Raw genomic sequence first — 21,610 nt, forward strand, 5'->3', positions numbered from 1 at the left:
AATAGGACAAGCGCGGAAAAGCCGCCGGACCGGGCGCTGTATCAGCGTTGCATCGGAAGGCGGCTCCTTAACGTCAATCGCGGTTAAATTCCTCGACCTTCTCTCCAAGCCACTGGCGAATGACCGCGAACACGGCTCCCCGCTCCGTCTCGTTGTGCAGCTCATGGCGAAATCCCGGCCATTCGACCAGCTTGCAGCGGCTCCCCGCGCGGGCGGCGAATTGGCGGCTCGCTTCGAGCGAGGTGACCTTGTCGTCGCTTCCGTGCATGAGAAGCACCGGAACGGAGAGCTTGCCCGCGTTCGCGATCGCCCAATGGCCGGCGCGGCTTACTCCGTAGAAGAAACCGGCGGTAATATAGCCGTGACCGTCCGGGTCTTCGGCGATCCTACGGATCATGGCGGGATCCGAGGTCAAGCGCTCGGCGACAAGAGGGCGATGGTTGGAGTACTGCGGATAGATTCGTTCCACGATCCGGCCCACGAGAGCGGTTAGAGGCGGCGGGCTGAACGCAAGTTTAAGCCAAGGGCTCGATACGACCGCTCCGGCGATAGTCGGCTGGCGGCGCAGCAGATAATTCAGGGTCACGTTGCCGCCCATGCTGTGTCCGTAGAGAAACGCCGGCAGGTCGGGATAACGGCGAGAGGCTTCGGCGATCAGCAAATCGGGACCTTGGAGGAGAGCGTCGTAGCCCGGCGCATGGCCGCGTTTGCCCGGCGTTCTCCCGTGGCCGTATTGATCGAACGCCCAGACGATATAACCCTCCCGAACGAGCATCTCGGCGACATGGGCATAGCGCCTGGTATGCTCGCCCATCCCGTGAACCAGACCGATGAAGGCTTTCGCCCGCGACGGGTCTTCCGGCAGCCATTCGCAGGCGAACATGCGGGTGTCGTCCCGCATTCGCCATTCCGTCTCCCTATAACTCATCCTTGCCAGCCCCTTTCTTCATCGGATCTGCATCTCTATTCTTTGTAGCCCAAATAAACGACAATTGCAATCCCCGGTTCAAGCATCGGGCGTGAAGAAAATGGCAGCTTACAATCCGGGGGATGATTGGCAACCTTGCACGGTTTCGGTTCGTCTGTAAGGGGTGAGGAGGGTGTTAAAATGAAAACAAACTTTACAAACAAGAGAAACAGCAAGCTTCTGATCGTGGCGATGGCTTCGACTATCGTCGTAGCGGGCTTGTCCGCCTGCACGAACAATAACAACGCCGATTCTTCGGGGACCCCGTCGCCAAGCTCGCCATCGGCAGCGGTTTCCGCTTCCCCTTCCGCGTCCTCGTCCGCAACCACGGCCCCTACGTCCGGTTCGGAGGACGGCGCGATACTCGATGCATTTAAAGGGAAGATTAGCGAGAAGGCTTCCTATGCCGACCTGAACGCCCAGCTGGACGCCGATTTGCCGAAGGTATCCAAGGACACGGCGGACGAGATGCTGCGTCAGCTTCTCGCTTATTATGAAACGAATCTGAGCGAGATGCAGTCGAGCTTCGAAGAGGAGAAGCTGCAGCAGCAGCTTCAGAAGGTACAGTGGCCGTTCACCGAGGATCAGCTTTCGACCATCGAGGACGGAGCCGCCCGCGAGAAGGTGCAAGCCGCGCTGGACGGAGGCTTTAAGCTGGAGACGGCCGAAGGGTTTGCTTTTCCCGTCGTGGATTACGGCAAGCTGAAGAGGTTCGATTCTTACGCGAGCCCCGCCATGAAGGATTACGTGGCGCTGCTGGCATTGGAATCGGATCAGAAAAGGGCGGCCGACGGCGGGCTAACGATCTCTTGGGAGGAGCTGGCGAACCGGACGCTGACCGCGGAGCGATTCGTGAAGGATTATCCGGATTCGCCGGAGAAGGCCAAGGCGACGGAGAGATACCTTCTTTACCTGACCAACCTGCTCTATGGTCTCGATAACACGCCGATTTTCGATTTCGATACGTACAAGGTAAAGCCGGACATCACCGAGCTCTACGAGAAAATAGTCAGCGAGAATCCGGATACGGCGACGGCTAAGCTTGCCCAGGAGTTCCTGGACGTGCTCGCGAAGACGGACGGATACGTGTTCCGCAAGGGAGATAGCGGCGGGCAATCGAGTATCCCGGAAGTTCAGGCTTTCCGCGATCAACTGGAGGAGAAAGCCAAGTCCTTGCTCGGGTAACCGGATCGCAGCGGCTACAGCCAATTCGAATAAAGACTCGCCAACATCGCACATGTTTCCCGTATGCCTTTTCCGCCGAAATGAATTACAATGAATCAAGGAAAACGTTTTATACGTTGTACATCCATTATTATGCGCGGAGGGGTTTACGTTGGCTAAGTTAAATTTCCCGTCTGATTTCGTTTGGGGCACGGCAACGGCTTCGTATCAGATCGAGGGTGCATATCAAGAGGACGGCCGCGGCCTGTCCATCTGGGACACGTTCTCGCATACTCCAGGCAAGGTCGTGAACAACGACAACGGCGATGTCGCTTGCGACAGCTACCATCGTTATGAAGAAGACGTCGCTCTGCTGAAGAAACTGGGCGTCAAGGCTTACCGTTTCTCCATCGCATGGCCGCGCATCTTCCCGCAAGGAACGGGCGAAGTGAACGAGAAGGGTCTCGATTACTACCGCCGAGTCGTCGACGCTCTGCTTGCCGCAGGCATCGAGCCGGCCGTTACTTTGTACCACTGGGATCTCCCGCAAGCTCTGCAAGACAAGGGCGGCTGGGCGAACCGCGATTCGATTGATGCGTTCGTGAAGTATGCGGAAGTGATCTTCAAAGAGTTCAACGGGAAAATCAAGCAGTGGATTACGTTCAACGAGACCTGGTGCGTATCGTTCCTGTCGAACTACATCGGCGCCCATGCGCCGGGGAACAAAGACCTGCAGCTCGCCGTGACCGTCGCCCATAACTGCATGGTCGCCCACGGGGAAGCGGTCAAGAAGTTCCGCGCTCTCGGAATCGAAGGCCAAATCGGCACGACTCACAACCTGTACTGGTATGAACCGCTCACCACCAAGCCGGAGGACGTGGAAGCCGCTCGCCGCAGCCGCGCTTACTACAACGAGTGGTTCATGGAGCCGACGCTCAAGGGCACTTACCCGCAGTTCATGGTCGACTGGTACCGCTCCAAGGGCGCCGAAGTGCCGATTCAAGACGGAGACATGGAGACGATCTCGCAGCCGATCGACTTCATCGGGGTCAACTTCTACAGCGGCGGCTACACGCGCTACAAGAAGGACGAGGGCCTGTTCGACAGCGAAGACGTCCAAGTCGGCTTCGACAAGACGTTCATGGACTGGAACGTTTATCCGGACGGCCTGTACAAGGTTCTGTCTTGGGTGAAGGACGAGTACGGCGACATTCCGATCTACATCACGGAGAACGGAGCTTGCTACGAAGACGAACTCGCCGAAGGCAATCGCGTGCATGACGCGCTTCGCGCCGACTACTACAAGAAGCACTTCATCCAGCTGCATCGCCTGATCGAGTCCGGCGTTCAACTGAAGGGCTACTTCGCTTGGTCGCTGCTCGACAACTTCGAGTGGGCGGAAGGCTACAAGAAGCGCTTCGGCATCGTGTACACGAACTACGAGACGCTCGAGCGTCACCCGAAGGACAGCTACTACTTCATCCAGAAGGTCATCGCCGACGACGGATTGGAAGTTTAAGGGTTATTAAAAGAGCCGGTTTCCCGTATCGCTCGTTGGGGCGTGCGGGGAGCTGGCTCTTTGTTTTTTTTGATACCTTTCTTAAACGCTACCGACGCATGTGCATCAAGATGAGTAGTAGTTACTCAACTGAATCCAATGCAAGAGACCATAAAATTTCCACCGGAGCCGTATATCCGTTACAATAAGGGAATCGAAGTCAAATGCTTTTATCGGAAAGAAGGAACCTAGCTTATGAACGTCGTCGTCGCGACGCTGAACGCCAAGTTTATCCATACCTCGCTTGCCCTGCGCTGCCTCAAGGCGTATGCCGAGCCCGAGTTCAAGGTGGATATGGCGGAATATACGATTAAGGATCCGGCGATGAACATCGTTGCGGACTTGTACCGGCGCAAACCGGACGTCGTCGGCTTCTCCTGCTATATCTGGAACATCGAAGAGACGATCACCGTCATCGACATGCTTCGCAAGGTGCTGCCCGAGGCGACGATCGTGCTCGGAGGCCCGGAGGTAAGCTATGACACCGAGTACTGGATGAACCGTCTGCCGTCGGTCGACCACATCGTCGTCGGCGAAGGGGAAGAGACGTTCCGCGACCTGCTGCGGGAGCTGGAGGGCGATCGCAAGTTCCACTTCGTGTTCGGCCTCGCCTACCGCAAGAACGGGGAAGTCATCGTGAATCCGGGCCGCCCGAAGCTGGATCTGAACGCCATCCCTTCGCCCTACCGCTTCGAGGAGGATCTGCCGACGCTCGCCAACCGGGTCGTGTACTTCGAGACGAGCCGCGGCTGCCCGTTCAGCTGCCAATTCTGCTTGTCCAGCATCGAGGTGGGCGTGCGTTACTTCGATATGGATCGGGTCAAAGCCGACCTGACCTATCTGATCGACAGCGGAGCCAAGCTGATCAAGTTCGTCGACCGGACGTTCAACATCAAACGCGAGTATGCGCTCGAAATTTTCCGATTCCTGATCGACAATCACCGGGGCTGCGTGTTCCAATTCGAGATTACGGCGGACATCATGCGGCCCGAGGTGCTGGACTTTCTCTCCGAGAACGCGCCGCCGGGCATCTTCCGCTTCGAGATCGGCGTCCAGTCGACGAACGACGAGACGAACCTGGCCGTCAAGCGGCGCCAGAATTGGAGCAAGCTGACCCGCACGGTGACCAAGGTGAAGGAGAGCGGCAAGATCGACCAGCATTTGGACCTGATCGCCGGTCTTCCGCATGAGGACTACGACACGTTCCGGAAAACGTTCAACGACGTGTTCGCGCTGCGTCCGGAGGAGCTTCAGCTCGGCTTTCTTAAGATGCTTCGGGGAACCGGGCTTCGGCTAGACGCGGAAAAGTACGGCTATGTGTTCATGGATCGGGCTCCGTACGAGATGCTCAGCAACGAGCTGATGCCTTTCTCCGACATCGTGAGAATCAAGCGGGTGGAAGACGTGCTGGAGAAATATTGGAACGCGCACCGGATGGACCGGACGATCGAATATTTGGTGGATACGGCTTACCCGTCTCCGTTTGACTTTTTCCAGAGATTCGGTGATTATTGGGAAGGAAAGGGATGGCAGAGAATCGGCCACCAGCTGGAGGATTTGTTCATCAGGCTCTGGTCGTTCCTGCAGGATGACGCGAATCCCGAGCTCAACATGGAGCTGGCGCTGGCGCTGCTTAAAGCGGATTATTTCCTTCAACATAAGTACAAACCGCGCAAGATTTGGTGGGACGCCGAACGATTGGAAAAGACGACCTGGACGGCGGATCTGAAACGTGCCGCGCAGCGGCTGGGCATGGAGGAGAGAGAGGCGGCCAAGAAGCTCGTTCTGGAGAGGATTCCGTTCGATTACGAGGCATGGGTGGCTAAGAAGGAGTACGACGCCGGGACCCAGACCCTTCTCGTCGCCGTATTCGGAGGGGAAGAGGAGCCGGCGCGGCTCGTGCCGATTCCTCTTCCCCTCGCGGCCGCCCAGTAAACCGAACGCGGGGCAAGCCTTTATGCGTCCTTGGAGAACAGCTTCGGGTTGATCATCTGCTGAAGGTATTCGTCGATTTGAGCGGCGGATTCCTTCCTGCCGTTCTCCATCCACCACGCGCAAAGGGCGATTCGGGCTCCGGAGACGAACGCCGCGATCACTTCCAGGGGAAGCGGGAACTTCACTCCCGACTCCTCGAGCTCCCTCAGGTCTTTCTTGAGTCCTTCCATCCCGTGCTTGTACAGCATTCGAGAGATTTTGCCGTCGGATTCGCTTGTCTTCAAAGGGGTGAATTTGTTCTCATCCATAATTTTCTCGGCTGTTTGCGTAGGTTTCAGCAAGCGATCCCGAACGGATTCCTGGCTGAATTGCTTATCGATCTGTTCCAATCCGTACATCAGCAAGTGATCCTTATCCTCGAAGTGGTTGTAGAAGGTCGTCCGGTGCACCATCGCTTCGTCGCAGATCTGCTGGACGGTGATGGATTCGTAAGGATGGCGCTGGAACAACCGCAAAAGAGCTTCCCACAGCAGCTTATGAGTGCGTCTTACCCGCAAATCGGTCGAGGCGGATTCTGAATTTTTTTTCGACATATGACCCCCATCTGTAGATTACTCTACAACTTCGCTTAATTTGAATCTTGAGCGCTGGGCAAACTAACTAGTATATTGGAAACTATACATCTGTAGGCTTAGACATACAAGTGTAGAAAAAAGATAGAAGAGGGAGAGAAAACCACCAACCATGAGTACTGCAAGCGCAACCCAAAGCGGTTCCGGCGTCGATCTGAGCCGCATCAAGCGCGGACCGATCGTTTTCGCGCTTATTATCGGAGCCTTCGTTGCCATTCTTAACGAGACGTTGCTCGGGAACGCGCTTCCCGAATTGGTCACTGCCTTAAACGTTCCTTATTCCACGATCCAATGGCTGTCCACCGCGTACATGCTCGTCATCGGCGTGCTCGTGCCGGTAACGGCCGTGCTTCAGCAATGGTTCACCACCAGGCAGATGTTCTTGTCGGCCATGATCCTGTTCCTTGTCGGAACGGTCATCGCGGCGATCGCTCCCGGATTCGAATTGCTGCTTACCGGCCGGATCATTCAGGCTCTCGGAACGGGCCTTATGCTTCCCGTCATGATGAACACGATTCTTGCGATTTTCCCTCCGGAGAGCCGGGGCGGAGCGATGGGACTCATCGGTCTCGTCATCATGTTCGCGCCCGCGATCGGTCCGACGGTGTCCGGTCTGATCATGGACTCGCTGTCCTGGCGCTGGCTGTTTATTCTCGTCATCCCGATCGCGGTGTTCTCGATCATCTTCGCGGCGGTCTTCATGAAGAACGTATCCGAAGTGACGAAGCCGAAGGTCGATGTCCTGTCGATCATTCTCTCGACGATCGGTTTCGGCGGCGTGGTGTACGGGTTCAGCAAAGCCGGAGAAGGCGGCTGGGGTCATTCGGAAGTTATCTGGGCGATTAGCGTCGGCCTTGTCGCTCTCGTTATCTTCATCTTCCGTCAATTGAAGCTTAAGGATCCCGTCATGGATCTGCGCGCATTCAAGTATCCGATGTTCGCGCTCGTGACCGTCCTGCTCTTCGTCATCATGATGACGCTGTTCTCCACGATGACGCTGCTTCCGATGTTCCTGCAAGGCGTCCTGTTCATGACGGCGTTCAAGTCCGGCCTGACGATGCTGCCGGGCGGAGTCGTAAACGGGATCATGGCTCCGATCTCGGGCAAGCTGTTCGACAAGTTCGGACCGCGCGTGCTCGTTATTCCGGGTCTCATTATCGTGGCGCTGTCCATCTTCTTGTTCACCGGGTTCGACGAGACGACCAGCAACGGTTACCTGATCACGGTTCACATCGTTCTGCTGATCGGCCTCTCGATGGTCATGATGCCGGCGCAGACGACGGGTCTGAACCAGCTGCCGCGCCATCTGTATCCGCACGGAACGGCGATACTGAATACGCTGCAGCAAGTATCCGGCGCGATCGGCACGGCGCTGTTCATCAGCATCATGTCGAACGGCCAGAAGGATTACCTGAAGACGTCCAGCGATCCTCAGAACCCGCTCGAGATGGCCAAAGGCTTGATCGAAGGCTTGCACAGCGCGTTCTGGATCGGCTTCATCATCGCGCTCGTCGCGCTCGTGCTCGGCCTCTTCATCCGCAAGACGAAGGCGCCGGAAGGCGAGACCCGCGGCGGCATGGGCCACTGATCGGAACGGATCGTTATCCGTAATCTATAGGCAAGCAAGACGAACCCCGATGTCTCGCGTAGAGACATCGGGGTTCTTTGTTGCGGAGCTATTAGCTTGCCTGACCGACCGTTTCGATCTTCGCGGTCCCGCCTTGCCCGCTCCAAGTTTTTTTCCAGCTGTTCTGCACGACCATCAGCATGATCATGCTGAGGACGACGATGCCGCTAAGGATAAGGAAGCCGGGGGTGTAGGAGTTGGTCGACTTGTACAGGCTGCCGAGAATCAGCGGGAGGGCATAGCCGCCGAGGCCGCCGGCGGCACCGACAATTCCCGTGACGATCCCGATTTCATTGGAGAATCGTTGGGGGACAAGCTGGAATACCGCTCCGTTGCCGGCTCCGAGGCACATCATGCCGACGAAGAGCAGAACGATGACGAGAGCGAGCGGAGGAAGCGAAGAGACGCAAGCGAGCATGATAGCCGCGCCCGCATACAGGATGGTGAGCATTCGCACGCCTCCGAGCTTGTCGGACAGGACACCGCCGATCGGGCGGAAGAAGCTTCCGGCGATGACGCAAAGCGTCGTGAAGTCGGCCGCGCGTACGGCCGAGAGGTCGTATTGGGCGTTGAAGAAGATGGTGAGGTAGTTGGACAGGCCGACGAATCCGCCGAAGGTCACGCTGTACAGGATACAGAACAGCCAAGCGTCTCTCTGGCTAAGCACTTTGCCGTAGTGGGACAGTTTCTTGGGAGCGGGGCGGTTCGGGCTGTCCTTGGCGAAGATCGTAAAGAGAACGAATACGGTCAGGATCGGAATGAGAGCGAGTCCGAAGACGACTTCCCAGCTCCCGTAATGCTGAGCGAGCCGGTTGGCGAACAAGGTGGAGAAGACGGTGCCGCTGTTGCCGGCTCCCGCGATCCCCATGGCCAGACCCTGGTGCTGCTTCGGGTACCACTGGCTGGCCAGAGGAAGAGCGGCGGCGAACGAAGCGCCGGCGATGCCGAGCAGAAGGGCTACGATATATAGCTGGTCCAGGGAGTTGACGAACTGCCAGCCCCAGATAAGAGGGATGGTCGTCAGCAGCATGCCGATCTGCCCGGTTCGCTTCGCTCCTATATAATCGGTGAGGAAGCCGAGAACGAGACGAAGGATCGAGCCTCCCAGAACGGGAAGGGCGACGAGGTTGGCCTTCTGTACGGGGTCCATCGGATAATCCTGCATGATGACGACGGCAAGAGGGCCGATCAGCACCCATACCATGAAGCTCATATCGAAGTACAGGAAGGCGCTGAATAAGGTAGGTTTATGTCCGCTTTTCCAGAAGCTTTTGTTTTCGTTTTCCATCGAGAATAACTCCCCTTTCCTTCAATCCGGACCCTGAAGAGTCCTAGTGTAATTTCCACTGAAAGGCTGATTGAACAAGAAGAGGCCGCACTCCTCCCTTAGGAAGGAAACTGCGGCCCCATTGCCTAACGGCGGCACGCCTCTGTGCTCGCCGGGAATATTTCGGTCACGTCATTGTGAACCCAAGCTGAATTATAGAAAATCGATTTTTTGATGTCAATATACATCACGCAAATTTTCTGAAAATAAACGATTCACCCTCCGATTTTGTGTTTTTATTCGGCACTTACGTCATATAATGTGACATTTGTATTGACATTATGAAGATTGCCGCGTACTCTATATTCAATGGAATAAAAGGTCGCACAACGAAGTGCCCGACAATGGCGATGACGCCCGTACCCTTGCTGCAAGGGACGGGCTTTTATGCTTTTTTTAAGCGATTCGATGGTGTTTTCGATGGAGGGGGAATTCGAATGATCGAAGCGACAGAGAAAACGAGGAACGGCGTCGTATCGGTGGAAGAGGCGGAAGGTCTGCTCGTATCGAGGGCGCTCCCACCGGGCAAGGAAGTCGTGGAGCTGTCCCAGGCGCTGGGCCGGACGGCGGCCGAAGCCTATGTCAGCCCTTTCTCGATGCCTCCGTTCCGAAGGGCGGCGATGGACGGGTATGCGGTGAAGACGATCGATACGCTGGGCGCTTCCCCGGAACAGCCCGTTCTATTGTTCGTCGAGTCGGAGCTCAAGGCCGGCCAGAGCGCGGAAGGCGTTCAAGGCTTCTCCTCCGAACGTTCGGCCGTTCGGGTGTTCACGGGCTCGCCGGTCCCGGCCTCCTTCGATTCCATCATCATTCAAGAGAGAGTTCGGCGAGTGATCGGGGAGGATGGGATCGGCGTCGCTCAGATCGACCGTCCGGCCGAACGGGGGCAGCACATCGCGGAGCCGGGCAAGGACATTCCGGAATGCAGCCTGCTGCTGAAGCAGGGGAAGAGAATCGGACCTAAGGAGATGGCGCTGCTCGCTTCCTTCGGCTTCGAAAGGGTGTCGGTGCATACGAAGCCGACGGTCGCCGTCCTTCCGATCGGAGAGGAGCTCGTGCTGCCTGGACAGCCGCTGCTACCCGGACGCATCTACGATTCGAACGGTTTTATGCTCGAAGCCAGCTTAAAGGAGATGGGAGCGACCGTTCGCCGACTTCCGCCTTGCGCGGACAGGGAGGATGAGATTGCGCGTCTTATCGACCAAGCTTGGGAAACCGCGGATTTGGTCGTGACGACCGGGGGAGTGAGCGTCGGGCGCTACGATTATGCCAAGCCCGCGGCCGAACTGGCGGGAGCCGAGCCGCTGTTCACCAAGGTGCTGATGAGGCCGGGAACGCCGACATCGGCATACGCGAGAGGGGCCAAGACGCTGATCGCCTTATCGGGCAATCCGTCCGCTTGCTTCGCGGGCTTGGAGCTGCTGGTGAAACCTTACGTGAGAAAAGCTTATGGGTCCGATTCCTACTTAAACGAATGGGAGTCGGGCGTGCTGGAGGAGGGGGTCTCCAAGCCCTGTCCTTATCCGAGATACATTCGTTCCCGGGTTCGTCCGGCCGGCGGCGCGTGGAGCTTGACTCCGCTGCCGAACGATCGATCGGGCAACATCGCGGCCTTCTCCGGGGCGGGAGCGCTCGCGATGATTCCCGCCGGAGGGCAAGGAGCGGCCGCGGGGCAGAGCGTTCGCTGGCTTCGTTTGACTTAAGCTTGAATGGGGGAGTCTGACGCAATGAGCAAAATGAGGCTGGTTGTCGTAGGCAACGGGATGGCGGGAGTCCGGTGCGTGGAAGAGATTTGCGAGCTGGCTCCCGATAAATACGAGATTACGATTATCGGCAGCGAGCCGCATCCGAATTACAACCGGATCCTGTTGTCGAAGGTGCTCCAAGGAGACGCCTCCATGGAGGAGATCATTCTGAACCCTTGGCAGTGGTATGAGGAGCGGGGAATCCGGCTGTTCGCCGGGCAGAAGGCGGTCCGGGTCGACACGGACGTCAAGTTCGTGGAGACGCAAACCGGTCTCAGGCTCGAATACGACCGCCTCATTCTGGCGACCGGGTCCTCCGCTTTCATTCCTCAGCTCCCCGGCATCGGCAAGCCGGGCGTGATCGCTTTTCGAAGCATGGAAGACTGCCGGAAAATGGTCGAGGCGGCAGGGCAGTACAGGCGTGCGGTCGTCATAGGGGGAGGGTTGCTCGGGCTGGAAGCGGCGCGCGGGCTGCTGAACCTCGGGATGGAGGTGACGGTCATTCATAACGCCTCCTATCTGATGAACCGTCAGCTCGACCGAACGTCCGCCGAGATGCTTCGCAAGGAACTCGAAAGCCAAGGCATGCAATTTCTGTTCGGCAAATTAACCGAGAGGATTCTGGGACGCAAACGGGCGGAAGGGGTTCAATTCTCGGACGGGAGCAAACAGCGCGCGGATCTGATCGTCATGGCCGTGGGCATTCGGCCGAACGTCGAGCTGGGGAAGACGAGCGGCATCCATGTGAACCGGGCTTTCGTCGTCGACGACTATCTTCGGACGAACGTGCCGGACGTTTATGCCGTCGGGGAATGCGCGGAGCATGAAGGCATCGTCTACGGCCTCGTGGCCCCGCTGTACGAGCAGGGCAAGGTGCTGGCGAGACGGCTGTGCGACGCCGAGACGGAGCCTTACCGCGGCTCGATCCCGTACGCCCAGCTCAAGGTCTCCGGCGTCGACGTCTATTCGGTCGGCAGGATTGACGACGGCGAAGGGGAGATCGCCTATCAGAGCCTTGACGGCATTCAGGGCACTTACAAGAAGATCCTGACGGACCGCGGGAAAATCTCGGGGGCCATCTTATACGGAGACATCTCGGAGGGAAGCAAGCTGCTTCAGCATCTGAAGCGGGGAACGGATATCTCCGCGATCGCGCGAACGTTCTCGAGCGGAGGGGGGGATCGGGGCGAGGACGCCGCGGCCTCCATGCCGGAGAGCGAGATCGTCTGCAATTGCAATAGCGTCAGCAAAGCCGCCATTATTCGAGCGGTGCAAGAAGGCGGGCTGAAGACGGTGGAGGAGGTCAAGGAGAGGACGAAGGCGTCCGGCTCCTGCGGAGGGTGCAAGCCGATGGTGTCGGCCGTCCTGAGGCTGGCGCAAAGCGGCGCGGTACAGGCGACGGTCGAGAAGGAGCCGGCGGTGTGCGGCTGCACGGAGCTGGGTCATTCCGCTTTGAAGGCCATTCTCGAGGAGAGAAGGTTCGCGCGGCTCGACCAAGCGATGGCCGAGCTTGGCTGGCGAACGCCAAGCGGGTGCACGTCCTGCAGGCCGGCTATCCTCTATTATTCGCGGGACGGCGAGAGCTTGAATAAAAAGCGCGCGGAATGGGACTCCGTCAAGCTCTCTTACGGAACCGGAGGCGACTTCGAGCAAGCGGCCGGGATCGGCCTTACGCTTGAGCATTCGCTGAGCGGGCTCCGGCTGCCGAATCCGCTTACGATCGCCGTCGATGTCGGCTCCAAAGGGAGAGGGGGCTTGCTCGTCAAGGAGCTGGGCATTTCCCTGGCGCCGGCCGGCTGGGAGATTTACGCGGGAGGGAACGAGACGATTCCGGTTCGGCAAGCGCAACTTATTGCGGTAGAACCGTCGCTCGGCACCGCCGTCGATTTGATTGTCGCCTGCTGCGTCTGGTATGGGAACAGCGCTTATTACGGAGAGCCGATGTGGAGATGGCTGGACCGAATCGGCCTGATCGGGGTGCGGGAGAGATTGCTCGATCCCGAGGCAAGAGTGGATTTGCTCTTAGAGAAGCCCGCGGGAGCGTCGGATCCAAAAATCGCTATCGGAGCGGGATGGGGGGAAGGTCATGCCGGAGATTGATCGCAAGGGGGCGGCGGTACTGCCCATGATGAGCACGCAATGCCCGTTCTGCAGCGTGCAGTGCAAGATAAACGTCGTTTCGGAGCCGCTGCCGTCCGGACGGTTCCAATATCGCGCCGAGGGCCGGATGAACGCCGCCTCGGAAGGAAGGCTGTGCGTCAAAGGGCAAAACGCCCATCAGCATGCCATGTCGAGAGAGAGAGTGCTCTATCCTCTCGCGAAGAAGGACGGGAAGTTCGTCCGCGTCAGTTGGGAAGAAGCCGTCTCGACGATCGCCGAGCGCATGGGCGCGATCCAGCGGGAGCATGGGCGCGACGCCGTCGGCGTTTACGGAGGCGGTTCCTTGACGAACGAGTCGGCCTACCTGCTCGGCAAGTTCGCCAGAGTGGCGCTCGGAACGAAGTACATCGATTACAACGGCCGCTTCTGCATGTCGGCCGCCGCATCGGCCGGCGTCAAGGCGTTCGGCATCGACCGGGGCTTAACGAACCGTTTATCGGAGATCCCCGAGACGGATTGCCTCATTCTGGTAGGAACGAACATCGCGGAATGCCAGCCGACTCTGATGCCTTACTTCAACCGGGCGAAGGAGAACGGAACTTACCTTATCGTCGTCGATCCGAGAGAGACGGGAACGACCGCGATCGCCGATCTTCACCTGAAGGTTCGTCCGGGCACCGACGCGGCTCTGGCGAACGGCCTGCTTAAGGTCCTGCTGGAGGAGAGGCTGGAGGATCGGGCGTTCCTGCGGGAGAGGACCAATGGATTCGCGGACGTCGAAGCCCACCTGAAGGGGCTCTCGCTCCAGGACATCTCCGAGCTGACGGGAGTCTCCGAAGCGAGCATTCGCAAGGCGGCGATCGCCTACGGTCGAGCGAGGACGGGAATGGTTTTCACGGCCCGGGGCGTCGAGCAGCATCGGGACGGTCATATGGCGGTCCGCGCCTACCTGAATCTGATTTTGGCCGCCGGCAAGATCGGCCGTCCGGGCTCCGGCTACGGGGCGGTAACGGGACAAGGGAACGGCCAAGGCGGCCGGGAGCATGGGCAGAAGGCGGATCAGCTCCCGGGCTATCGCCTGATCGAGAACCCGGAGGACCGCGAGTACGTCGCCGGCGTATGGGGGATCGATCCGGCGGAGCTTCCCGGCAAGGGGGTATCTGCCTACGAGATGATGGAGCTGACGGTAAGCCGGGATATCCGGGGCATGCTGGTCATGGGCTCCAATCCGATCGTCTCGAACCCGAACGCGGGAGTCGTGGAGGAAGGCCTGAAAAGCTTGGAATTCCTGGCGGTCGCCGACATGTTCCTGTCGGAGACGGCCGAGCTGGCCGACATCGTGCTGCCGGTGACTTCCTACATGGAGAACGCGGGAACGCTGACGAACCTCGAGGGAAGGGTGCTGCTTCGGGAAGCGGCGCGGCCGGCTCCGGGAGAAGCCCGGCATGATTGGCAGTGGCTGTGCGACCTGGCCGCGCGATGGGGGAAGAGAGAGAAGTTCTCCTACTCGCACGCCGAAGAGATCTTCGAAGAGCTGCGTCTCGCGAGCAAGGGCGGAGTCGCGGATTATTACGGCATTACGTACGAGCGGCTCAGGCAAGAAGAAGGGATTTATTGGCCTTGCCCCTCGCCGGACCATCCGGGCTCGCAGCGTCTGTTCGAGGAGAGCTTCGCTCACCCGGACGGAAGGGCGCAGCTGCTGCCGGTCGACAATCTGCCTCCGGGCGAGGATGTCGACCCGGAATACCCGCTGCTCATGACGAACGGGCGGCTGCTGCCTCATTACTTGACGGGAGTACAGACGAGGAGAAGCCCGTCGCTCACCGCGCGGGCGATCGAGAACGTCGTCGAGATTCATCCTTCAACGGCTCGCCGATACCGCATCGAGGACGGAGCTCTCGTGAGGATACGCTCGCGCAGGGGAACGGCTGTCGTGCGAAGCAAGGTAACGAGCGGCATTCGCGAAGACACCTTGTTCGTTCCGATGCATTGGGGCGGCATTCAGAACGTCAACCTTCTGACGAATCCGCTGCTCGATCCGGTTTGCCGAATGCCGGATTTTAAGGTCAGCGCCGTCGCGATCGAGCCTTGGTCGTAAATCGGGAGGAGGGAAGGGGGATGGAAGGAGCGATCCTGGCCGGCGGTTCGGGACGGCGTATGGGAGGGCTGGCGAAGGGACTGCTCCCGTTCGAGGGCGCGCCTTTGATCCGCACGATCGCGAGCCGAATGGCTGCGCGCTGCAACCGCGTTTCCCTTATCGTAGCTTCCGACAAGCAGGCGGAGGAATTCGCCATGCTGAAGCTGCCGACTCGCTTGGACTTCCTTCCGGGGAGCGGCCCCCTCTCGGCTCTTCATTCCGCGCTGACGGGCGCGGAGGAGCCGCTCGTGTGGGTGTCGGCTTGCGACATGCCCTTCGTCAGTCCGCAGGCGGCAAGCTGGATGGCCGGCAGGCTTGCCGAGAGCGGGGCGAACGCGGTCGTGCCCTTCGTTCATGGACGTTTGCACCCTCTTCAAGCCGTCTATCGTTCCGACTGTTCCGTCTACACGCGGGAGTGCATAGACCGCGGAGAGAGAAGAATGATGAAGCTGCTGGAAGCGATCCGGCCGCTAGTAGCGGAAGAGTCGGAGCTTAAGGAGGTGGGGATCGATTTAAGCTTCGTGACGAATATCAACACTCCGGAGGATTACGATCGGATTGTGCCCGGATATCGAATGGGCTGAGCCCGAGCAAACGCCAATCAACCGCTTCATGTCGAGCTCACAAGGAATGACTTTCGGCTCGGCAGGCGGAGTCGCGCTCGCGGCTTCTTTTTTATGTCCGGGTTTTTCGAAAAGCGCCGCATAGGCGACGAAAAAAAAGAATTGGCTGTCCATGTAACTAAATATACCATTTGGTCGCAACTACAATCATAGTCGAAGGGTGAGCAATTTGTTTAACTGGCTCGGCTTCCGTAAGGGATTGCCGCTGTGGAGATCATGGCGTTTGAACAAGGGCTTGGCGAATGACATCAAACAAGTTTTCGAAGGGATCGCGGAGACGCGCAAGGAGCTTCTCACCTCTTGGGCGAACGATTACTGGGGTCATCTGGAGCGGCTAAAGACCGAACTGGAAGCGACGACTGCTCATGCTGCCGAGGGAACGGAGAGGCGCGGCCCGGCGAAGGGCGTTGAGCGGATGCTTGCTTCCATCTATGCCAAAGGAGCGGATTGGACCGAGCTGTTCGTGCTTGACCGGGAGCGGAAGGTGGTTGCCAGCACTTATCCCGCGCACGAGGGCGTCGCGTATGGGCCGGAGAGCTTGCTCGCCGCCGCGTTGGACTATTCGGAAGCCGGAGGAGATCGGCCTTGCCTGTACGGCCCGTACGCCGATCCGATGACCGCGACGATCGGGCCGAGATCCTCGTCTTTTCACGATAAGATGACGCTTCTCTTTATTTATCCGATCGTTCGGGATGGGACAAGCCTTCGGTACTTATGCGGGAGGGTGCCTAACGACGTCATCGGAGACTTGATCCAGAGAGAGTCCGGCCACGTATACCCCGACTCCGGCGATAATTATATCTTTATGGCCCAGCCGAAGCTCAGCGCGAGAATCGCGCCGGGCACGGCGCTGTCGCGGAGCCGGTTCGAGGATCGGACGTTCACTCGCGGCGAGAACCTGAAGGACGGGGTGAAGACGGACTGGGGCATCGTATCGGTGAAGGAGCATACGGAGCTGGAGCTCGCGTTCACCGATCCATCGACCGGCGAGCTTCATGAAGGAGTTCGCAATACGATTCGCAACGGCAGCAATCTGTTCGTCGAGTTTCCCGGCTATAGCGACTATCGCCACGTTCCCGTCATCGGCAAGGGAGTGACGCTGCGGCTTCCGCATAGCCCCGATCTTTGGGGAATGATGTGCGAAGCGGATCTGGAAGAAGTGTATCGGATTCGCAGTCTAAGCTGGCGGCATTGGGCAACCCATGTTGGAACAGGGGTCGTCCAGAGCGCTGCGGCGGCGCTTCTCGTCTATTTTGTCGCCGCGGCGGCTTCGCCCTTATGGACCGCGGTCAGCCTGTTTGCGTTCTGCTTGTTGGCCGGTCTGGCGGCGGCGAAGCGGACAGGCAAGCGGAGCGTCGACCGGACCGTCGGACAGCTGCGAGGGATCATTCGCTTCATTCGAATGAACGCGGAAGGTAAGGGGGACCTGACGAAGCGGCTCTCGCCGGAAAAGCTGGATAACGATGAGATTCGCGAATTGGCGAAATGGATCAACAATATGATCGATTCGCTGGAGGGCATTATGATTCAAGTGAAAGCGGCTGCCACCGAAGTATTGTCGAACCAGCAAGTTCTGCTGGGTACTACGGAGACGACGGAGCAATCGACAGGGCAGGTGGCGCAAAACATTCGCGCCATGATCGGAAGCATCCGCAGCCAACTGCAGGATATCGACATCGCCAAAGAGACGTTCGACCGAATGCAGGCCACGCTTCATGAGCTTGAGAGGCAGGCGACAAGGCAAATCGAGGTTCTGCAGCAGGAGGTGGAGCGGATCGGCGCAGCGATGAACGATGTTTCCGTCAAGGTCGGCGAGACGAATGCGACGATTCGCGAGTTTCTCGAGACCACGCGGCAGGTGAACGGCATCCTGATGGCGATCGAGGGCATCTCGAGCCAGACGCACATGTTGGCGCTGAACGCCTCGATAGAAGCGGCGAGGGTCGGCGAACAAGGCAAAGGCTTCGCCGTGGTCGCGTCGGAGATTCGCAAGCTGGCTTCTTTAACGCAGCAGTCGACGGAAGAAGTGGCCGGCATCATCGAGCTCATACAGCAAAACGCCCGGCAGGCTTTTGAACTGATGGACGAAGGAACGGCGGTAATCGAGCAGAGCGGCAAGCTCGTGCATGAAGCCAGCGGCATTCTGTCGGAGGTTAAAGCGGAAGAGGCGAAGCGCACCCGGACGGTCGAGGACGTGGTCGGAGAAGTGGTCTCCCTGATGGAGAAGGTGGCGGCCGTGAGCAAGGAGAACCGTCAGATTTCGGGACGTGTGGAGGACAACGTCCAGATGCTGACGGGGGACATCTCCCAAGTCCGCCATACCTCCCAAAGCGTGGAAGTCATTACGAAGGAACTGCAGAATATCGTCGGGCAATTCCGCCTGACGGAGACCAGGCTTCGGTAAAACGGAGATTCAGCGCCTCGGCCTTCCCGTACGGGAACGGCCGAGGCGTTGCGCTACCTTAAGGAATCTTTATAAAGCTCGCGCATGACGTGGCGCAGCTCGGGAACGATCAGCCTCGTCATCGCCAGCTTCACGGCTCCCGTCGAGCCCGGCATCGAGAACACGGCCGTCGTGCCGACCGTTCCGGCGATGGCCCGCGACAGGATCGCCGCGGAGCCGATGTCCTCGGCGAAGCTCAGCATGCGGAAAATCTCCCCGAAGCCGGGCATCTCCTTCTGAAGAACGTCGCGAACCGCTTCGTAGGTCGTATCCCTTCCGGCGATTCCGGTTCCGCCGTTCAGGAGCACCGCCTCGATGGCGGGATCGGCCGCGGCCTCCTCCACCAGCTTCTTAATGTTCTCGTATTCGTCCGGCACGATCTTCCGCTCGGCGACGACGTACCCGTTCTCCTCCAGAAGAGTCTGCGCGAGCTGGCCGCTCTTGTCGGTCTCCGGCGTACGAGTGTCAGATACGGTAATGATGAGGCAGGCTACGGAAGCGGGCGCCTCCCGTCTATGCTGCTCGGTAGAAGGACTGTTGGACATAACGTTCTCCCCTCGGGGCTTCTCATTGCGGAAGTCCTTTTTTTGTCGATAGGGTTAGTTTATCAAAGAATGCGGACGGGCGCACCGGACGAAACCGCAACTAATCGATCGTTTGCCACGTTTACTATTGCAGGGATTAATTCCATGAATCTTCTAGTTCTGGGGGATTGTACATGATAGGGCGTGAACGGATTGAGGAGAGCAGGGATTCTGCTTATAGCGGTTTGCATTTTAATGGGCGGTTGTTCCTCCAATAAGATTGAACGCCTAAGCGATGAGCGGATTCGGGAAGTGGCGTGGAACTCGCTAGGCGAGGAAGTAAAGAATAACGTTATCGGGTCCGAGGGGGATATCGGCTACCGGGTCGAGCCGTCGGGGGTTAACGTCATAATCAATAATGCGCCGTCGGACGTGTGGAAACAAGCGGAAGTAAAGTTTCTTGGCGAGTCGGAGATCGCTGCCGCCGTTCAGGCGCGCGTGCTGCATGGCAAACCGGATGAGGTTGCCCGAGTCAGTTTTAAGCTGATGCTGGGGGGAAGTACGAACGCTCCGTACCGGGTTTTCGTCGATCCCCTTGAAGGAAAGGTCATCGGCCAGCAGAAAGGGGCTCTCCCGCCTAACGCGACAGTTGACGTCGTCCCCGAGAAGTCCAACGACTACGCCATCGATGCGAACGGGACGTTTCTTGCCCTGCAGGACTGGAGTGACGAAGTCGACCTGGAAAAGATTCTAGGGAGTCCGACATCCGGTCAGAGCGATATATTGACGAATGCGGATACGCTTAACGGCTCAAGTACGAAATATATAACCTATGACGGCCTGGATATCGAATTGTTCTCGCCGAGTCAAGAGGAGGATCGATTCTGGATTCTGAGCATGAAGCTCACGAAGGATCGATACAGCACTTCAAGAGGCATATCCGTTGGAGATTCGGTGTCCGATTTGAAGGCGGCCTATCCGGATATTCAGCTGGCTCCCGACGGAAGAACGGACGAGAATAACGGCGCCTACCTGATGAGCGACGGGGAGCGATACAACCGTCTATGGTTCGAAGTAGCCGAGGGCGAGATCACCGAGATTCGGATTTACCATGAGATTCCTTAGGAGTTAAGCATTTTTTTAGAAACCAATAGGTATGATTTGGAGTTAAGCTAATAAAGGGATTTTGCAAGGGGGAGAACCAGGAAGCTCAGGATTCCTCTGTTCGTTTTTACTGTGGGAGTGCTCTCGGGAACCGTTCAATGGGTTTACAACAGCTTCCCCTCTTCCAAAACAGACATTTATGCAGAATCGCTCCTGTTTCTCTTAGTGATCGCGGTAGTCATATTAATCGGCGAAAAGACCGGGATAAACGATAAAAAAGTCAAATTGTCGATGGCTCTGCCTATAATGTTCGCAGGAATTCTTACAGATTACGTAATGGCATAGGAGAGGTGTCCCATGATCGAATGCCCGTACTGCTATAGCGAAGTAGAGATCGCGAACGGCAGATGCCCGGAATGCAAACGCAGGTTGGACGAGGTCGACGAGGAAGATTTTCTGGAAGATGAGCAGCCTTACGCCAACGCAGAGGACATGATTCGCGACAGCTTTAAATGCTCCAAATGCAAGCACGACGACTGCGAAATCAAAGAAGTCGCGATGACGGGAACCGGCCTTAGCAAGCTGTTCGATATCGAGCACAATCATTTTCTGTTCGTCTCCTGCACGAACTGCGGCTTCGTCGAAGTGTATAACCCGGACATTCTGAACGGGCACAAAGCCGGAAAAATGGGCACCATCATGGACATTCTGTTTGGAGGATAAGCATCGATGAGAAGCATAAACGATTGTTTGGAGGAAAACGAAGCTATCCGATGGGTCGAGATTGAAGCGAACCTCGAAAAGGAGTCGAAGCCGAATTGAGGCCAAGATACTTCCTGATCCTGCTGCTGCCCCTATTACTAGTCGCCGTCGTCGGATGCTCTTCGGGCAAGTCCGTCCGACCGGATACCCCGGAGAACCTGGCTAGTCTTGCTGCGTATGCCATCAGTATCGAGAATTTCGAACAATGGCGTTCTTACTTTACGGAGCCGAAGCAAGGGGAATTGACCAAGAAATACTTCGATCAGATGAAACCTGAGAACGATACCGGAGCCACGGAAATCCGAACGTATAGTTTTTTGAAGAGGGGCGACCGAATCCTCCTTCTGGAGATCGTGAACGATCCTGAGACCCAATCCTACAAGATACAGAACGTCATCGAAGTACCTAAGGAACAACGCGATTTATTCGACGGGTCGTTAACCGAGCGATAATGGCCTACTGGGAGGAGCAAAATGGGGACGAATTTCGGAGAACCGGGTTTCGGGGATATGCTTGGCGAGATGCCGGCGTTTTTTAAGATTTTCGGCGGCTTGGTGATTGTATTGGTGGTTGGGGGATTCCTCTATGTCATCGGCAAAGGCTTAACGACGTGGACCTCCAACAATGCGGCGGAGCTTATGCAGCGACCCTGCCGGGTCGTCGACAAGCGTACCGAGGTGTGGGGAGGCTCCGGGGATTCCAGCGCGAACACGAGTTACTACATCACCTTCGAGTTCGAGGACCATACCCGAATTGAATTGCAAGTGAGAGCGAACCAATACGGCTTGATCGCGGTAGGAGATACGGGGGAGCTCATGTATCAAGGAACGAGATTCAAGGAGTTTAACCGGGCATTGAGCGTATAATCGGAAAATAAGGAGGAGCGGGCGATGCGGCTTTTCCGAATGGCGATACTCTTCCTGATGGGTTCGATTGCCGTTGCCGGATGCTCAAATGTAAAT

The 21,610-nt window shown here is 57.8% G+C and carries 17 protein-coding genes; 13 read left to right on the forward strand and 4 right to left on the reverse strand.

Annotation, left to right across the window (positions count from 1 at the left end):
- Positions 1-73: 73 nt before the first annotated feature.
- Entirely contained in the window at positions 74-928 is an 855-nt protein-coding gene (locus tag H7B67_RS05760; RefSeq protein WP_185118841.1) for an alpha/beta hydrolase, read from the reverse strand.
- A gap of 180 nt (positions 929-1,108) precedes the next feature.
- Here H7B67_RS05760 and H7B67_RS05765 point away from each other — a divergent pair, with 180 nt between their 5' ends.
- From H7B67_RS05765 to H7B67_RS05775, 3 genes are all read left to right on the forward strand, one after another.
- Positions 1,109-2,152, forward strand: coding sequence for a hypothetical protein (locus H7B67_RS05765; protein ID WP_185118842.1), 1,044 nt, complete (start codon positions 1,109-1,111; stop codon positions 2,150-2,152).
- Positions 2,153-2,303: 151 nt separating this feature from the next.
- Positions 2,304-3,650, forward strand: coding sequence for a GH1 family beta-glucosidase (locus tag H7B67_RS05770; protein WP_185118843.1), 1,347 nt, complete (start codon positions 2,304-2,306; stop codon positions 3,648-3,650).
- A 234-nt stretch (positions 3,651-3,884) separates the two neighbouring features.
- Positions 3,885-5,624, forward strand: a complete 1,740-nt coding sequence (locus H7B67_RS05775) for a B12-binding domain-containing radical SAM protein (protein ID WP_185118844.1) — start codon at positions 3,885-3,887, stop codon at positions 5,622-5,624.
- 20 nt (positions 5,625-5,644) lie between these two features.
- Here the strand turns inward: H7B67_RS05775 and H7B67_RS05780 are convergent, their stop codons facing one another.
- Positions 5,645-6,217 (reverse strand): TetR/AcrR family transcriptional regulator, encoded by a 573-nt coding sequence (locus tag H7B67_RS05780; protein WP_185118845.1) that lies wholly within the window; start codon positions 6,215-6,217, stop codon positions 5,645-5,647.
- Between the two features lie 151 nt (positions 6,218-6,368).
- On the opposite strand from H7B67_RS05780, the gene H7B67_RS05785 reads away from it, so the two are divergent.
- A complete protein-coding gene (locus H7B67_RS05785) occupies positions 6,369-7,844 on the forward strand; it encodes a DHA2 family efflux MFS transporter permease subunit (RefSeq protein WP_185118846.1) in 1,476 nt (491 codons plus the stop codon).
- A gap of 91 nt (positions 7,845-7,935) precedes the next feature.
- Here the strand turns inward: H7B67_RS05785 and H7B67_RS05790 are convergent, their stop codons facing one another.
- Entirely contained in the window at positions 7,936-9,171 is a 1,236-nt protein-coding gene (locus tag H7B67_RS05790; protein WP_185118847.1) for a nitrate/nitrite transporter, read from the reverse strand.
- A gap of 476 nt (positions 9,172-9,647) precedes the next feature.
- Here H7B67_RS05790 and H7B67_RS05795 point away from each other — a divergent pair, with 476 nt between their 5' ends.
- The 5 genes from H7B67_RS05795 to H7B67_RS05815 all read left to right on the forward strand — a co-directional run bounded on the left by H7B67_RS05795 (position 9,648) and on the right by H7B67_RS05815 (position 18,219).
- Positions 9,648-10,913 carry a molybdopterin molybdotransferase MoeA gene (locus H7B67_RS05795; protein WP_185118848.1) on the forward strand — a complete coding sequence of 422 codons (1,266 nt, stop codon included), beginning with the start codon at positions 9,648-9,650 and terminating at the stop codon, positions 10,911-10,913.
- A gap of 24 nt (positions 10,914-10,937) precedes the next feature.
- The gene (gene nirB / locus H7B67_RS05800; RefSeq protein ID WP_185118849.1) at positions 10,938-13,055 is read left to right on the forward strand and encodes a nitrite reductase large subunit NirB; all 2,118 of its coding nucleotides are present in this window, start codon (positions 10,938-10,940) and stop codon (positions 13,053-13,055) included.
- Positions 13,042-15,153, forward strand: a complete 2,112-nt coding sequence (nasC, locus tag H7B67_RS05805) for an assimilatory nitrate reductase catalytic subunit NasC (protein ID WP_245363963.1) — start codon at positions 13,042-13,044, stop codon at positions 15,151-15,153. The genes nirB and nasC overlap by 14 nt, the downstream gene beginning before the upstream one ends.
- Positions 15,154-15,173: 20 nt before the next feature.
- Entirely contained in the window at positions 15,174-15,776 is a 603-nt protein-coding gene (mobA, locus tag H7B67_RS05810; protein ID WP_185118850.1) for a molybdenum cofactor guanylyltransferase, read from the forward strand.
- 262 nt (positions 15,777-16,038) lie between these two features.
- The gene (locus H7B67_RS05815) at positions 16,039-18,219 is read left to right on the forward strand and encodes a methyl-accepting chemotaxis protein (protein WP_342592609.1); all 2,181 of its coding nucleotides are present in this window, start codon (positions 16,039-16,041) and stop codon (positions 18,217-18,219) included.
- 53 nt (positions 18,220-18,272) lie between these two features.
- On the opposite strand, the gene H7B67_RS05820 is transcribed toward H7B67_RS05815, so the two are convergent.
- A complete protein-coding gene (locus H7B67_RS05820) occupies positions 18,273-18,803 on the reverse strand; it encodes a MogA/MoaB family molybdenum cofactor biosynthesis protein (protein WP_185118852.1) in 531 nt (176 codons plus the stop codon).
- A 291-nt stretch (positions 18,804-19,094) separates the two neighbouring features.
- Here H7B67_RS05820 and H7B67_RS05825 point away from each other — a divergent pair, with 291 nt between their 5' ends.
- From H7B67_RS05825 to H7B67_RS05840, 4 genes are all read left to right on the forward strand, one after another.
- Complete coding sequence (locus tag H7B67_RS05825; protein ID WP_185118853.1) at positions 19,095-19,907, forward strand: hypothetical protein; 813 nt, start codon at positions 19,095-19,097, stop codon at positions 19,905-19,907.
- Between the two features lie 336 nt (positions 19,908-20,243).
- Positions 20,244-20,609: a zinc ribbon domain-containing protein gene (locus H7B67_RS31430; protein ID WP_425353916.1), complete on the forward strand. Its 366-nt coding sequence runs from the start codon at positions 20,244-20,246 to the stop codon at positions 20,607-20,609.
- A gap of 95 nt (positions 20,610-20,704) precedes the next feature.
- Positions 20,705-21,100 carry a hypothetical protein gene (locus H7B67_RS05835; RefSeq protein WP_185118854.1) on the forward strand — a complete coding sequence of 132 codons (396 nt, stop codon included), beginning with the start codon at positions 20,705-20,707 and terminating at the stop codon, positions 21,098-21,100.
- 21 nt (positions 21,101-21,121) lie between these two features.
- Positions 21,122-21,514, forward strand: coding sequence for a DUF2500 domain-containing protein (locus tag H7B67_RS05840; RefSeq protein WP_185118855.1), 393 nt, complete (start codon positions 21,122-21,124; stop codon positions 21,512-21,514).
- Positions 21,515-21,610 lie beyond the last annotated feature (96 nt).

Source organism: Cohnella thailandensis (assembly GCF_014212135.1).
Taxonomy (GTDB): Bacteria; Bacillota; Bacilli; order Paenibacillales; family Paenibacillaceae; genus Cohnella; species Cohnella thailandensis.

What these genes read in the sequence shown, in the direction of transcription:
- H7B67_RS05780 (WP_185118845.1), bottom strand. Translation starts at nt 6,217, where the DNA reads ATGTCGAAAAAAAATTCAGAATCCGCCTCGACCGATTTGCGGGTAAGA.
- H7B67_RS05820 (WP_185118852.1), bottom strand. Translation starts at nt 18,803, where the DNA reads ATGTCCAACAGTCCTTCTACCGAGCAGCATAGACGGGAGGCGCCCGCT.
- H7B67_RS05785 (WP_185118846.1), top strand. Translation starts at nt 6,369, where the DNA reads ATGAGTACTGCAAGCGCAACCCAAAGCGGTTCCGGCGTCGATCTGAGC.
- H7B67_RS05775 (WP_185118844.1), top strand. Translation starts at nt 3,885, where the DNA reads ATGAACGTCGTCGTCGCGACGCTGAACGCCAAGTTTATCCATACCTCG.
- H7B67_RS05765 (WP_185118842.1), top strand. Translation starts at nt 1,109, where the DNA reads ATGAAAACAAACTTTACAAACAAGAGAAACAGCAAGCTTCTGATCGTG.
- H7B67_RS31430 (WP_425353916.1), top strand. Translation starts at nt 20,244, where the DNA reads ATGATCGAATGCCCGTACTGCTATAGCGAAGTAGAGATCGCGAACGGC.
- mobA (WP_185118850.1), top strand. Translation starts at nt 15,174, where the DNA reads ATGGAAGGAGCGATCCTGGCCGGCGGTTCGGGACGGCGTATGGGAGGG.
- H7B67_RS05760 (WP_185118841.1), bottom strand. Translation starts at nt 928, where the DNA reads ATGAGTTATAGGGAGACGGAATGGCGAATGCGGGACGACACCCGCATG.
- H7B67_RS05840 (WP_185118855.1), top strand. Translation starts at nt 21,122, where the DNA reads ATGGGGACGAATTTCGGAGAACCGGGTTTCGGGGATATGCTTGGCGAG.
- nirB (WP_185118849.1), top strand. Translation starts at nt 10,938, where the DNA reads ATGAGCAAAATGAGGCTGGTTGTCGTAGGCAACGGGATGGCGGGAGTC.
- nasC (WP_245363963.1), top strand. Translation starts at nt 13,042, where the DNA reads ATGCCGGAGATTGATCGCAAGGGGGCGGCGGTACTGCCCATGATGAGC.
- H7B67_RS05795 (WP_185118848.1), top strand. Translation starts at nt 9,648, where the DNA reads ATGATCGAAGCGACAGAGAAAACGAGGAACGGCGTCGTATCGGTGGAA.
- H7B67_RS05790 (WP_185118847.1), bottom strand. Translation starts at nt 9,171, where the DNA reads ATGGAAAACGAAAACAAAAGCTTCTGGAAAAGCGGACATAAACCTACC.